Source organism: Cognatundibacterium rugosum (genome assembly GCF_014284365.1).
Classification (GTDB): Bacteria; Pseudomonadota; Gammaproteobacteria; order Burkholderiales; family Burkholderiaceae_D; genus Undibacterium; species Undibacterium rugosum.
Map to the genome: position 1 here is coordinate 16,655 of NZ_JACOGG010000025.1, position 14,612 is coordinate 31,266.

Annotated in this window: 12 protein-coding genes; 2 read left to right on the forward strand and 10 right to left on the reverse strand. The window is 51.1% G+C overall.

From position 1 onward, the window contains the following. Nucleotides 1–81: 81 nt before the first annotated feature. Nucleotides 82–1,413, reverse strand: coding sequence for a fumarylacetoacetase (gene fahA / locus H8K47_RS16470; protein WP_186882484.1), 1,332 nt, complete (start codon nt 1,411–1,413; stop codon nt 82–84). Beyond that, nucleotides 1,414–2,742, reverse strand: a complete 1,329-nt coding sequence (hmgA, locus tag H8K47_RS16475) for a homogentisate 1,2-dioxygenase (RefSeq protein ID WP_186882485.1) — start codon at nt 2,740–2,742, stop codon at nt 1,414–1,416. Between the two features lie 153 nt (nt 2,743–2,895). On the opposite strand from hmgA, the gene H8K47_RS16480 reads away from it, so the two are divergent. Next, entirely contained in the window at nt 2,896–3,804 is a 909-nt protein-coding gene (locus H8K47_RS16480; RefSeq protein WP_186882486.1) for a LysR family transcriptional regulator, read from the forward strand. 67 nt (nt 3,805–3,871) lie between these two features. Further along, nucleotides 3,872–5,005: an alpha-hydroxy acid oxidase gene (locus H8K47_RS16485; protein WP_186882487.1), complete on the forward strand. Its 1,134-nt coding sequence runs from the start codon at nt 3,872–3,874 to the stop codon at nt 5,003–5,005. A gap of 27 nt (nt 5,006–5,032) precedes the next feature. Here the strand turns inward: H8K47_RS16485 and H8K47_RS16490 are convergent, their stop codons facing one another. The 8 genes from H8K47_RS16490 to H8K47_RS16525 form a co-directional block, all read right to left on the reverse strand. After that, the gene (locus H8K47_RS16490; protein WP_186882488.1) at nt 5,033–6,154 is read right to left on the reverse strand and encodes a protein-glutamate methylesterase/protein-glutamine glutaminase; all 1,122 of its coding nucleotides are present in this window, start codon (nt 6,152–6,154) and stop codon (nt 5,033–5,035) included. After that, nucleotides 6,118–6,501: a chemotaxis protein CheD gene (locus H8K47_RS16495; RefSeq protein ID WP_230405088.1), complete on the reverse strand. Its 384-nt coding sequence runs from the start codon at nt 6,499–6,501 to the stop codon at nt 6,118–6,120. Before H8K47_RS16495 ends, H8K47_RS16490 begins: the two co-directional genes overlap by 37 nt. Nucleotides 6,502–6,713: 212 nt before the next feature. Further along, nucleotides 6,714–7,544 carry a CheR family methyltransferase gene (locus H8K47_RS16500; protein WP_186882490.1) on the reverse strand — a complete coding sequence of 277 codons (831 nt, stop codon included), beginning with the start codon at nt 7,542–7,544 and terminating at the stop codon, nt 6,714–6,716. After that, entirely contained in the window at nt 7,534–8,127 is a 594-nt protein-coding gene (locus tag H8K47_RS16505) for a chemotaxis protein CheW (RefSeq protein ID WP_186882491.1), read from the reverse strand. The genes H8K47_RS16500 and H8K47_RS16505 overlap by 11 nt, the downstream gene beginning before the upstream one ends. A gap of 9 nt (nt 8,128–8,136) precedes the next feature. Next, a complete protein-coding gene (locus H8K47_RS18445; RefSeq protein ID WP_230405089.1) occupies nt 8,137–10,809 on the reverse strand; it encodes a methyl-accepting chemotaxis protein in 2,673 nt (890 codons plus the stop codon). Between the two features lie 133 nt (nt 10,810–10,942). Beyond that, nucleotides 10,943–13,174 (reverse strand): chemotaxis protein CheA, encoded by a 2,232-nt coding sequence (locus H8K47_RS16515; protein ID WP_186882492.1) that lies wholly within the window; start codon nt 13,172–13,174, stop codon nt 10,943–10,945. A gap of 177 nt (nt 13,175–13,351) precedes the next feature. Next, on the reverse strand, nt 13,352–13,636 hold the full coding sequence (locus H8K47_RS16520) for an STAS domain-containing protein (RefSeq protein ID WP_186882493.1): 285 nt from the start codon (nt 13,634–13,636) through the stop codon (nt 13,352–13,354). A 13-nt stretch (nt 13,637–13,649) separates the two neighbouring features. Next, nucleotides 13,650–14,018 (reverse strand): response regulator, encoded by a 369-nt coding sequence (locus tag H8K47_RS16525; RefSeq protein WP_162019852.1) that lies wholly within the window; start codon nt 14,016–14,018, stop codon nt 13,650–13,652. Between the last annotated feature and the right edge of the window lie 594 nt (nt 14,019–14,612).

A 14,612-nucleotide genomic window follows, 5' to 3' on the forward strand; every position in this document is an offset into this window, starting at 1 on the left:
GTTTTGCGCAAGCCTTGGATGCAAGAAAAAACCCGTGCGTCAAACAGACGGCACGGGTTTTTTCTTGAGTGCTGGGTATGCTTATATCACTGCCGGTAACAAAGTCCCGCTGACTTCGCCAAAGCCGATTCTGGCTGCTCCGTCTTTTTTGGCCCAGCCGCGCATGATGATGGTGTCGCCGTCTTCCATGAAGATGCGCTGTTCGCCATTCGCCAGTTGCAACGGTTTTTTGCCGCCTTCAGTCAGCTCCAGCAGCGAGCCAGCTTCTTCCGGGGCCGGGCCGGACTGAGTACCGGAACCGAGCAAATCACCGGCATTCAGGTTACAGCCATTCACGGTATGGTGGGTCACCAGTTGCGATACGGTCCAGTAAGAATGACGGAAATTCGATAGCGACAGGCGTTGTGCCGCAGTGCCGGTTTCACGCATTTTGCTGGTTTGCAGCAGCACTTCGAGTTCAATATCGAAAGCGCCGCTGCTGCGCAGGCTGGACGCTTCCAGATACGCCATAGGCTGAGGATCGGTACTATCGCGCTGCCAGCCAGTGCGGTAAGGCGCCAGCGCTTCCAGCGTCACGACCCACGGAGAAATGGTCGAGGCAAAGTTCTTCGCCAGGAAAGGCCCTAAGGGCTGGTATTCCCAGGCTTGCACATCCCGTGCCGACCAGTCATTCAACAGACACAGGCCGAACACATGGGACTCTGCCTGATCCATAGAAATACGGTCACCGAGCGCATTGCCAGGGCCGATGAAAATGCCGATTTCCAGCTCATAGTCCATGCGCTTGGCCGGCCCAAACACCGGTTCATCCACTGTAGGCGGTTTAGTCTGTCCGACCGGGCGACGGAAGTGCTGACCCGATACCGCGATCGAGGAAGCACGGCCGTGATAGCCGATCGGCACCCATTTGTAATTCGGCAGCAGCGGATTATCCGGACGGAATAATTTACCCACCGCTGTCGCATGATGGATAGAGGTATAAAAATCGGTGTAATCGCCGATGTGCGCAGGCAAAGCAAATTCTGCAGTATTTTGCGGCGACAGGCAGGCATGCAGGCTACCCTGCAACGGGCTGCCTTCACGCAATACACGCGACAAAGCCAGACGCAATGCAGACCAGACCGGCGCGCCTGACTGCATCAGGCCATTCAGATTGGGTGCATTCACGGCGGCGGTGAAATGGCCCCCCTGTAGTTCGGTAAAACCGGCAAACGCATGGACTGCGTGCGCAGCGGCCAGATCCAGAATCTGATCACCGATGGCAACACCGATACGGAAATTCTGATGACTGCCAGCGCGGCGGAATACCGCAAATGGCAGATTCTGAATCGGGAAATCCGTGTCAGGCTGATTGGCAGAAGTGACCCAGCTGCGCAGATTCACGTCATGGGTTTCATTGAGTTGCAGCGTCATTTATTTTTGCTCCGGATTGAAATTCTTTTTGATACCCTGCCAGCATTGGTAGTAATCGGCCTGCAGTAATGGCGATTCCATCGCGGCACGGCTAGGTTTGATGATATTACGCGTTTCTATCATAAACGCCATGGTATCAGCGACCTTCTGTGGTGTGCTGGTGTCAATCTGACTGGCCTTTTCAAAGGTAGGCGCATCCGGACCATGGCCACTCATGCAGTTATGCAGACTCGAACCGCCAGGACGGAAACCGGCCGACTTCGCGTCGTACTGACCATGGATCAGGCCCATGAATTCACTCGCGATATTGCGATGGAACCAAGGTGGGCGGAAGGTGTTTTCAGCCGCTAACCAGCGCGGTGGGAAAATCACGAAATCGATGGTATCCACACCCGGTGTATCGCTAGGTGATTGCAGCACCAGGAAAATCGATGGATCAGGATGATCGTAGCTAATCGAGCCTATGGTATTGAAATGGCGCAGATCATATTTGTAAGGCGCAAAATTGCCATGCCAGGCAACCACGTCCAGCGGCGAATGGCCGATTTTTGCTGACCACAGATTACCGCTGAATTTGGCCAACAATTCGAAATCCCCCTCTTTATCTTCGTACCAGGCCACCGGGGTCTGGAAATCGCGTGGATTGGCCAAACCATTCGAACCGATCACGCCCAGATCAGGCAGCTTTAGCATGGCGCCAAAGTTTTCGCAGACGTAACCGCGGGCTTCGCCGTCCGGCAAATGGATCTGAAAACGTATACCGCGCGGTATCACCACGATTTCCTGAGGCTCCACGTCAAGCAAACCTAATTCAGTGCGCACATGCAGGCGACCGACTTGCGGAATGATGAGCATTTCTGCGTCGGCATTGTAGAAGAAGCGTTGCTGCATATCGCGATTCGCCGCATACAAGTGAATTGCACAACCGCTTTGGGCGTCGGCCGAGCCATTGCCCGCCATAGTGACCCAGCCATCAATGAAATCGGTGGCATTGGCTGGCATAGGCAGCGGATCCCAGCGCAGTTGATTCGGGGTACTCGGTACAGCGCCAAAATCATTACTCATCTGGCCATTTGCTACCTGCACGAAAGGCTGGTGCATGGCAGCCGGGCGGATGCGGTAAGTCCAGCTGCGACGATTGGCATGGCGCGGCGCAGTGAAGGCGGTGCCGGAAATCTGTTCCGCATACAAGCCATACGCACATTGTTGCGGCGAATTCTGGTTCTTAGGCAGCGCCTCTGGCAAGGCTTCGGTGGCAAATTCGTTAGCAAAACCGGTCAGATAGCTGAGTGGTTGCGAATTTTGCTGCGGTAAAGACTGAGTACTCATGGATACACCTTATCGTGAGCGTGGAGAACGGAAGTCAGCTGCGGCTTAAGCCAAATCGGCACACTGACAACGGAATTTGTCAGCGAACTTTACTGCAAAGCCGTCTCTTTTACGATATAAATACAAAAATACAGACCATTCATTAAATCAATAATGCGCGAAGCTAAAGACCTGGACCTGAATTTACTCGTGGTGTTCCAGCATATCTTCCGGGAACGCCGGATTTCTGTCGTGGCGCGGCAACTGTCCCTGTCGCAACCTGCCGTCAGCAATGCGCTGAGCCGTTTGCGGCGCAGTTTTAATGATGATTTGTTTGTACGCACAGGCAGCGGGATGCAACCCACACCACGCGCTGAACAATTAGCCGACGCCGTCAATCTGGCCTTACGCCATGTGACAGAAGCACTCAATGTGGATAGCCCCTTTGATGCCGCCAGCAGCGAGCGCCGCTTCACGATAGCGATGACCGATGTGGGTGAGGTCTACTTTATGCCGGTGCTGGCAACGTTGTTACGCGGCATCGCACCGAAAGTACAGATCGTGACAGTCAGGGCTGCCAGCATCAACTTGAAAACCGAAATGGAGTCAGGCCGTGTCGATCTGGCCATCGGTGCACTCGATCAGTTATCAGAATCCTGGTACCAACGCCGTCTGTTCCGCCAGCCCTATGTCTGCATGTACCGGCGCGGCCATGCGCTGGCAGGTAAAAAAATCACTTTGGCCGATTTTGTCGCCGCACAGCATCTGATCGTGACTTCACAGGAACAACCTTGTCTGAAAATCAATCAGACACTGGATAAAGCAGGTGTGGTCGCGTCAGCACATTTTCAGGTACCACACTTCGTTGCGGTGCCATATATCGTCGCCAGCAGCGATTTACTGGTCACCGTGCCGCTCAAACTGGCACAACGTGCAGCACAACCGTTTGATCTCGAATATTGCGCGCCGCCTTTACGGCTGCCAGCCTTGCAAACCAATATGTTCTGGCACAGACGCTATCACCAGGATGCGGGCAATCTGTGGTTGCGACAGCTGATCTCTGAACGCTTTGTGGAAACCTGAAAAAACTTCAGCTATACAGCCACTAAAAATCCTCTACACTTGAACTCTCATCATCGAGGAGCGCATCATGCCCGTCATCACCTGTGTGGAAGATTTACGTCTGCTCGCCAAAAAGCGGGTACCGAAAGCCTTTTATGATTATGCGGACAGCGGCTCTTACAGCGAGAGCACTTACCGCGCAAATACCGATGATCTGGCTGCGATCAAGCTGCGCCAGCGGGTCGCTATCAATGTCGATCAGCGCAATACGCGCACCACTCTGCTCGGGCAAGAGGTCACGATGCCAGTCGCGATTGCGCCAACCGGACTGACTGGCATGCAATGGGCAAATGGCGAAATGCTGGGTGCCATCGCTGCTGAAAAGTTTGGCATCCCCTTCACCTTGTCGACCATGAGTATCTGTTCGCTGGAAGATATCGCCAGCGTCACCAGTAAACCGTTCTGGTTTCAGCTCTACGTGATGCGTGACCGTGGTTTTGTGCGCGAACTGATACAGCGTGCCAAAGCCTGTGGCTGTTCAGCGCTGGTACTGACCCTGGATTTGCAGATACTGGGACAGCGTCATAAAGATTTAAAAAACGGAATGTCAGTGCCGCCACGCTTAACCCTGGCCAATCTGCTGGATCTGGCCAGTAAGCCAGGCTGGGCATTGCGCGCCCTCGGTGGCCGCAAAACCTTTGGCAATCTGGCGGGTCATGTCAAAGGCAGCAGCGGTATCACCACCCTGAGCCAATGGACCGCCAGTCAGTTCGACCCCACACTGAACTGGGACGACGTGGCATGGATACAGCAGGAATGGGGGGGCAAGCTGATACTCAAAGGTATCCTCGATGTGGACGATGCACGCCTGGCGGTACAAAGCGGGGCCGATGCGATCGTGGTCAGTAATCATGGTGGTCGCCAGCTCGATGGTGCGATCTCTTCTATTCAGGCTTTACCTGCGATTGCAGAAGCGGTCGGACACCAGACCGAAGTCTGGTTTGACGGCGGCATACGCAGCGGGCAAGACATCCTGAAAGCCTGTGCGCTCGGTGCAAAAGGCAGCATGATAGGCCGTGCCTTTTTGTATGCACTGGGCGCCATGGGAGAACAGGGCGTGAGTCTGATGCTGGAAATTTTGCGTAAGGAACTGGACGTCAGTATGGCGCTGACTGGCAACAAGGATATACGCACGGTGGGGCCACACAACCTGGTGCGCTGAACAAAGTGCCAGCGCAGCGCACACCGCTTAGCGGTTGCGGCGTGCGTATTGTCCGATCAGCGCGGCGATTTCTGTGAGCGGCACTATGGTATCAACCGCACCATGCTTCACCGCTTCTTTCGGCATGCCATACACCACGCAGCTTTTTTCATCTTGCGCGATCGTTTCAGCGCCAGCGTTATGCATATCCAGCATGCCAAGCGCGCCGTCATCCCCCATGCCAGTCATGATAATACCAAGTGCATTCGCACCGGCACTGCGTGCCACTGAACGAAACAGCACGTCAACCGAAGGCTTATGGCGGTTAACCGGCGGGCCATCCGTAATTTCCACGTGATATTGGGCACCGCTGCGCTTAAGTTGCATATGCTTACCACCAGGCGCGACCAATGCGCGCCCATCGATCACGCGGTCACCATTTTTCGCTTCCAGCACTTCAATTTCACAGATTTTATTGAGTCGCTCAGCGAAGGCCGCTGTAAATTTTTCCGGCATATGCTGGACAATGACGATACCAGGCGTAGTCCGTCCCAGACTCCTCAACACGACTTCCAACGCCTGCGTGCCACCGGTTGAAGTGCCTATCGCCACCAGCTTATTGGTGGTCACCACCATCGCTGCAGCTTTGTCTGTGGCGGGCATGGCCTGATTGATGGTGAGCTTAGGCGGCGTGCTCAGACTGGCCATGGACATTGCCTTGATACGGCGCATATCAATCTGTGCCGCAGATTTCACCGCCTGCACGATATCGCCCTCATCCTGTTCCAGAAAGCCCTTCAGACCTGATTTTGGTTTAGTGACGATGCCGACTGCACCGGCTGCCATCGCCTGCATCGAGGTGGCGGCACCTTTTTCTGTCAGGGTAGAGCAGATTACGACAGGCGTGGGACGAACCGACATCAGCTTCTTGAGGAAAGTGATGCCGTCCATGCGTGGCATTTCCACATCTAATACCACCACATCAGGCCAGGACTGATTCATCTTATCCATCGCAAAGATAGGATCCGGCGCAGAACCTATCACTTCTATTTCTGCATCTTTAGACAGTACGGCTGCCAGTACCTGCCTTACCACCGCAGAATCATCCACCAGCATTACTTTGATTTTGCCTGTCACGGTATGATCACCTTCTCTACATGTTTGACCCATACATCGCCGGACCAGACGTCAAACATCACATTGCGATGCCCGACTCCCCCCATGTGCTCACTTTTTACCTTAAATTCATTTTCCGCCAGTAAGCGGCGTCCCAGTTCTATATTCCGGTCCGGTACCGCAAAAACGCTGGTGTCATGGTTAGGAAACTGATTCCCGCCACCGAACATTTTCACTTCATAATCCCATGGCCGGGTACGCGCCGCCTTGATCTCTCGCAGGAACAATTGCATCGCATCCTGCGCATACTTACCATCCAGCTCTTTACTGGCCGGATTGCGTTTATTTTGCGGCAGCATGTAATGACACATACCACCTATCTGCAATTTTGGGTGCCACATGGTAATCGCTACACATGATCCCAGTATGGTGCGGATACGTGTCTCCCGGTCGCCAAAATAAAATTCACCAGGCTGCAAAAATATATCTATATAAAAATTCGGTGCAGACATCATAGTTCGCTCTCACCGAAGACGGTGTTGCAAGGCGGGGTTGCCAGCTTGGTCGTATACACAACAAGGCATACCCGCATCGGCAATCCTGCCCCAGGTTATTATTCCCGGCGGTAAACCGACGGCTGTATCATCCTGAGTGAGGTATTAATACCATTCAAGGTCTCAGAATGACTGATGAAAAAATACCCCCCCGGTTTCAGCTTATCCAGCAAACGCTGAACCAGCTTCTGTTTGGTTTCCACATCGAAGTAAATCATTACATTGCGTAAAAATATAATGTCGAATAGACCGATATCCGGCAAAGGTTCGATCAGATTCAGCGCACGGAATTCCACTTTATTGCGCAAGGTGGTATCGATCAAAAAATAGTCCTGATATTCGTCCCGACCTTTAAGACAATATTTTTTTAAGTAAGCAGGCTTAATTTTTTCTGCTGCCTGCATAGGATATAAAGCACGCTGCGCTTTTTCCAGGACACGGGTAGAAATATCGCTGCCCAGAATTTCCCATTGCTGTTCACCCGCATATTCGGCCAATATCATTGCCAGCGTATAGGCTTCTTCACCGCTGGAACTGGCTGCGCTCCAGACACGGATCTGACGCTGCTGACTCAAACCCGGCAAGATATGCTGACGGATAAAATCAAAATGCCCGGATTCACGGAAAAAATAGGTTTCATTGGTCGTCAGTAAATCGACTGCAATGATGGTTTCGTCCTCATAACCAGGGCGGCCAAACAAGGCAAAATAGTCGGTATAGGTACGTAATCCACGTTTGCGCAGACGCTTTTCCAAACGCCCCATCACCAGCGCCTGCTTACCTTCACTGAGCGCAATGCCAGTGCGTTCATATAAGTAACGGCAAATCCAGACGAATTCATCCTTTTGCAAACTACGGATAGGCAACATGACCGGTGAGCTAGCGTTCATACTCCGCTTCCATCTGCGTTTCCGGTGGCGAGCCACCCAACATGGCACTGCCCAGTGCCGACATCTCTTCAACTGACAACACCTGGGCCAGATTCAATACAATAATAAAGCGCCCATTGTGCTTGGCCATACCGTTGACAAAATCGGTCCGGATGCGAGCGCCAAATGCGGGGGGCGGCTCGATGTCCTGACGTGCAATATCGATCACCTCATTCACCGCGTCCACCATCACGCCTATGCTGTGCGCCCCCGTTCCGTCTTCGTCATCATTGAACTCAATAATGACAATACTGGTGCGGCGTGCAATTGTGGTCACGCCACGACCAAAGCGGGCATTCATATCAACCACGGGTACCACCTTGCCACGTAAATTGATCACGCCACGTATGAATGCGGGCATCATTGGCACTTCGGTCAGGTCACCATATTGGATGATTTCTTTGATGTTCAATATCTCTAACGCATAGATCTCACCACTAAGCATAAACGTCAGATACTGCGCAGTCTCCACGCCGGTGAGTCCTTGTGTATCGCTGTCATGGCGGCTCACCGCATGATTTTTAGATTCAGTAATCGCCCCCATTACAGTCTCCTAAAAGCGTTCAAATTTCGCTTCATCGACTCCGGTGGCAGCACTGCGTACATTACGTTTGCTAATGCTGCTAACCTGACGCAATGGCCGGTTATCCTGACTGTGCACGCGATGGTTCTCATTACTGATACTGAAGAAACCCACCAGTTCCTTGAGTTGCTCCGCCTGGCTGGTCATTTCCTCGGCTGTGGCCGCCAGTTCTTCACTCGAGGACGCATTTTGCTGAGTGATCTGATTCATCTGATTCATCGCGGTATTGATTTGTCCGACACCCGCAGACTGTTCCTGCGAAGCCGCAGCAATTTCCTGCACCAAGTCGGAAGTGCGGCCTATACCAGGCACGATTTCATCGATGAGTTCGCCGGCGCGTTCTGCAGTTTTCACACTGCCACTGGCCAGATCACCAATTTCACGCGCAGCTATCTGTGAACGTTCGGCCAGCTTACGCACTTCTGCCGCAACCACGGCAAAGCCTTTACCATGTTCACCGGCACGTGCTGCTTCAATCGCCGCATTTAATGCCAGCATATTAGTTTGATACGCGATGTCGTCAATAATGCCGATTTTGGAAGCAATTTCATTCATCGCATGCACCGTATGCTTCACAGCTTCGCCGCCTTCTACCGCTTCATTGGCGGCCTTACCGGCGATGCCATCCGTGACTTTGGCATTCTCTGCATTCTGATTTATACCAGCCGCCATTTGCTCTATGCTGGCACTGGTTTCCTCCACACTGGCAGCCTGCTCACTGGCTGCCTGGGACAAGGCTTGTGAAGTCGCACTGACCTGCTCGGACGCATTCGATAAGGCATCGGTGGCATTGATCACATCCGTCACGATTTGCGACAGTTTTTCTACGGTCTCATTACTGGCCGATTTCAACGCACCAAAAGTTCCTTCGTAATCCTTGTCTATCGTCTGGGTCAGATCGCCTTTAGAGATCGCTGCCAGCACGCGCAATACTTCATTCAAACCTTCATCGCTGGTTGTCATGAGCTTATTGATATCCACGCTGAGCTTGGCGAAGAAGCCGGTTTTTCCTTCTTCGACAGCCCTGGCTTTGAAATTACCTGCTACGGCCTGCGCCACAATATGGCTGACTTCTTTTTCCACTGCGACCTCAGCAGTACGATCCATCCACTCCACCACACTGCCCAGACGTTCGCCTTTTTCGCTCATCACCGGATTGGCAGACAATGCAAAAGTGCGTCCCCCCACCTGAATTTCGGCGCGATGATTATTGTTAAAACTGCTTAACATGCTGGCCTGATGGCTAGGGTTTTTATGGAACTGATCAATGTTCGAGCCCATCAGCTGTGCCACATTAAAATTCGGCAGCGCCTTGCGAATATCACTCTCCGCCACGGTCAGCATCTGAACCACTGATTTATTCAGATAAATGATATTGCGGTTGTTATCGGCAATCATCACATTCGTCGCACAATTGTCGAGTGCGATTTTGATACGCAGATTTTCTTTAGCAACCGCTTCCGTCTCCTCCATACGCAATTTGATATTGCCAACCATGGCAGACAAATTGGCAGCGATACTGGATACATCATTATCAGCCAGTTCCAGACTGGCACTGAAATCACCCGAAGAGACGCGGCTTGCATACTCCACGACCTCCGCCGGTTCCTGGCCAACCTGACGAATTACCGTACGTATCATGATCCAGGATAAAACAACCACGATAAAAAATAAGGCGATGCAGGCACTGACCGTTTTCAATCGCAACGCCTTTTGTTCATCCAGTCTCTGTTCTGTGCGTTTGAGCATTTCCTTGAGCAAGCTCTGTTCAAGCTCGTGCGTACCATCTACCGCCGCAGACAGGTTTTGCGCATAATTACGTACCTCGTAATCCAGTTTGCTGCTATCCAAAATCTTATCGGAAATCAGTTGTCCTGCCTCGCGAACCTTACTGGCCTGGGCCTGCATCCTGCTGGAAAACAAATCCCTGTACGAAGCGCTGGTATCGAACAATCTGCTGAATACCTTATCGTTACGCTTTTGATTGTCGATAATCACGGCATACAGTTCAGACAGATTTCTTTTCTCTTTATCGCTCAACGTATGATTACTGAGCGCGTCAAATCCTATCGCTCTTGCTTTACGCAAGTCTTCAGTCATGTGGATAATGCCATCGGTCGTCAGCGTCGCCAGATAAAACGTCGCGGCATCCGGACTTAACAAGATGTCGCTGGCATCAGCAGTTTTATCGATAAATTCAAACAGCTTTTTTATCAGTTGTAAGTGACGTGCGCGGTTTTCATCGATTTTGAAGCGATCCCTTTCATTCAGCAGACCTTGCCATTCCTGCTTCAGGGCTGCGACCTGAGACTCCAGCTGTAAGGCAGGATAATCTTTAACCAAGTTTTGCAACTGATCCAGTGCCGCGCTCAATTCCTGTCCAGTGGCGTCGCGCTGGTTTTTCGCATCCTCCTGACCAGAAATGATGAGCGAGTTCGCACCCGCATGACGTTGGGCAAGCTGCATCCCATTTGCAATCACCGGGAAGATCAACGCACCTATTTTTTCATTCTGTGCCGACGCCACGTCACGGTTGATCACATTCAGATACAAGAACAATGGCAAGCCAAAAAGAATGACGACAAACACACCAACCAGTGCGAACTTCTGCCACATTCTCAATGATTCTAAAAGCGATTTCATGAGTGCTTCCTTTCTGCGAGGAACAACAATGACAAATTTTAGAGAAATGATGAATCTAATCTACTGAAAACTGCGGCTGAACCTGACTGGGCCGATATGAACCTCTCTCATCCCCCAAACACTTGGGCGATTTTTATTGAATCAATTTACTGGTTTGACAGCTTGCCTGAGTAAGCTGGACTTGCTGCTTCTGCTGTTGACGCGAGTAATGCTCAGTCATGGCGGGAACGCTAAGTATCAGCGCGACTTCACCGCTGCCCAAAATGGTCGACCCCCCAATGCCGCGTACATGATTGAAAATTTTACCCAGGGGTTTGATCACGGTCTGAAATTCACCCATCAAGCGGTCTACCACCAAGCCAGTTTTCACATCACCGTAGCCCACCACGACTACATTTTGACGACGCGGCAATGCATCTTCAATTTCGAATATGCTACGTAAGCGGATAAAGGGCAAAACTTCACCACGCAAGTCCATGTAATCCAGCTCTTCGCTCTGCTTGGGCAATTCCAGACACTCGATCACCTGATCAAGTGGTACAACAAAAGACGACTTACCAACACCAACCAGGAATCCATCAATGATGGCCAGCGTCAGCGGCAACCGGATACGGATAGTGGCGCCGACGCCCATTTCGCTGTCTATATCTATCGTGCCGCGCAGTGATGTCACATTGCGCTTTACCACATCCATACCGACGCCACGCCCTGACAGATTGGAGACCTGATCTGCAGTCGAGAATCCCGGCTCAAAAATCAAGGCATAAATTTCTTTATCCGTCAGATTGCTATTCGCCGCGATCAAACCCCGTTCTATCGCTTTCGCGAGTATCTTGTCTTTATTGAGGCCACCGCCATCATCGCTGACTTCAATCACGATGCTGCCGGATTCATGGAAGGCATTCAGGCGCAGCATCCCTCTGGCGGGCTTGCCACGCATCATGCGCACGCTCGCTGATTCTATGCCGTGATCCATGGAATTGCGGACCAGATGCATGAGCGGATCACCGATTTTTTCCACGACGGATTTATCCACTTCGGTATCGCCACCACTGATTTCCAACTGAATATCTTTACCCAGTTCCATACTGACGTCACGTACCACACGCTGGAAACGGCTGAAGGTGGTACCGATAGGCACCATGCGTAATTGCAGCGCACTGTCGCGTACTTCCTCGACCAGACGCATGACTTCTCCGGTAGACTCAAGCAAAGCCAAATCGTGATTTTTACTCGCTCGCAGATTGGCACCGGCACCTGCAATCACCAGTTCACCGACCAGATCAATCAGCTTATCGAGACGCTCAGCATCTACCCGTATGCTTTGGCGCTCGCGGGCTTTTTGTTCTTTCACTTGCTGTTGCTTATTCAGTGCGGCATTGAGCACCGGTGTTTGCAGCATTTCCTGATCAACTAAAATTTCGCCAATCGGTACCTGGGCAGCAGTCCCCGTACTTCCTTCAACCCGCTGAGCCTGCAACTGCAAACAGGTTGCCAATTCATTCTTTGTCAGTACACCGCTCTTGATCAGTATTTCACCCAGTAACTCATGATCATCCGGCAAGCCTTGTATGATGCTGATGTACTCATCCATTTTGCTGTTTGGCGGCACGATGCGTATCACACTGTCTTCACGCACAAATTCAAATACGTTTTCTATCGCCTCTTTAGACGCATTACTTTTGAGTACAACCTCAAAACCCAGATAGCAGCTTTCCGCATCCATGCGTTGCACGTCGGGTAAATCATTGCTGAGCGTGAGTATATGCACGACATCGCCCAGCGTACTGAGATAACGGATGAATGACAGTGGGTCCATCCCATTGCGCAGGCAATCTATGCCAAAGCGTAGCGACAGATACCAGTTCCCTGCGTCGATTGCGGTGCCACCTGACATCGTCGTGCGTTCTGCTTCCTCCTGCCCGACAACGGCGGAACCGGTATTGCCGCTCCCCTCATCTCCATTTAAGAAAGTACCGAGTTCCAGATGCAAGGCAGAACCGGCAGCTTCCAGTTCAACACTTTGCCCGACCCGTCCGGCTGCAACCCCATCAATCAGGGTGCCCAAATGATCACGACAAGGCAGCATTACAGCAACCAGACTGGATGACACAGGAATTTCGCCATCGCGTACCTTGTCGAGTACGCTCTCCAACACATGGGTAAAGGTAACGATATGCTCAAGGCCAAATAAACCAGCAGAGCCTTTGATCGTATGGGCGGCACGAAAAATAGCGTTAATGGCGTCCGCTGAGTCTGGTGTCTGTTCCAGTCCCAGTAACAAGTCTTCCATGTCCTGCAATAAATCGCGACTCTCCACCACAAAGGTTTCTAAAGCCGCTTTCATCTCACTATCGAAACTCATTCTTTCCCCCGAATATGGAATACGGAATGCTGTTTGCTTCAGATACTGCTTTGCTTTATTGCTGTATGTTTGCGCCAGTGATGCCGCCAATGATGAGAAACGCCGTTACCTAATTTACCGATGCGCATATCCCTTCTACGATCGAACCATGCGGCACCGCTACAGGTATGTCGCGGTTCAGGAATGCAGGACCACAGGATCGCCAAAACTGGCACTTGTGTTGGATAACTCCAGAATCTCGAGTACTGCCGGACTATGCATCACATAGCGCAAATGAATGCCGCGACGCTGTGCTTCTTTTTTCATGAGTATGAGTATTTGCAAGCCAGCAGTATCCATTTCAGATACGCGTGACAGGTTCACTTCCAGCTGATTATCCTGATCCAGAAACTCTTGCAATCTCAGCTTTTCAGTTGCTGCGGTATAAATCGTCAATTCGCCCTGAATATCCAGACTTTTCATCGCTGCCTCACGCTTAAGGCAAAATCAGTTTCGACACGGCAGCCAGCATTTGGGCTGGCTGAAAAGGTTTGACGACCCAGGCTTTGGCGCCGGCCGCTTGCCCCTGTAATTTCTTACCTTCCTGCGACTCGGTAGTCAGCATGATCACAGGCGTAAATTTATAGGCTGCCAATTTTTTGACTTCTTGCACAAAGCTGATGCCATCCATGTTGGGCATGTTGACGTCGGAAATAATCAGGTGCACTTTTTGACCTGTCAGTTTTTTCAGTGCATCGACACCATCGATACCTTCGATGACGCTATACCCTGCACCGCGCAATGCCAGCCCGACCACCTGACGAACCGATGCAGAGTCATCGACGACTAATATAGTTTTGGACATAGCAACATCCTTTCCTGACATGATCACTAATAGCGATTGGCAAGCATTGCAACAGGTTTATTGCGAGAATGCCCGCTCACGCTTCATATTTCACAATTCTGAATGTAATGCAGCTTATCTGACTTTTGCGACAATTATCCCCAGGAGCAACAGTTATTGTAGCGAAAGTGCATGTCTCACAAGTTAGCCGCAGATAAGCATATTTGCAAACATATTTAACAAATTACAAATCAGATTGATATCGACATTCTTAGTCAAAAGTTGTAGCAACATCATAGCCACAATGTGTGCAACGAAGCAATTTTTTTTTAATATATTTGTTTCTATCAAAAGTACATTATTTCCTCAAAGGAAAATAATAGCTAATTATCATCCAATTCCTCTCTATGACACCACAAATGCAGTTGAATACCTGGCATGAGAGGTGTTGCAAAAAAAGTACGAAACCATGAAAAAAGCCAGTCTGCATGAACTGCACCCCAAAAGTTGGACACCCGTCCATACTTTTGGGGTGTTTTCATGAGTAAATATACAAAGCAATTCAAAGTACAGGTTGTTGAGTACTATCTGCAGGAGAACGCTGGCTGCGCTCTG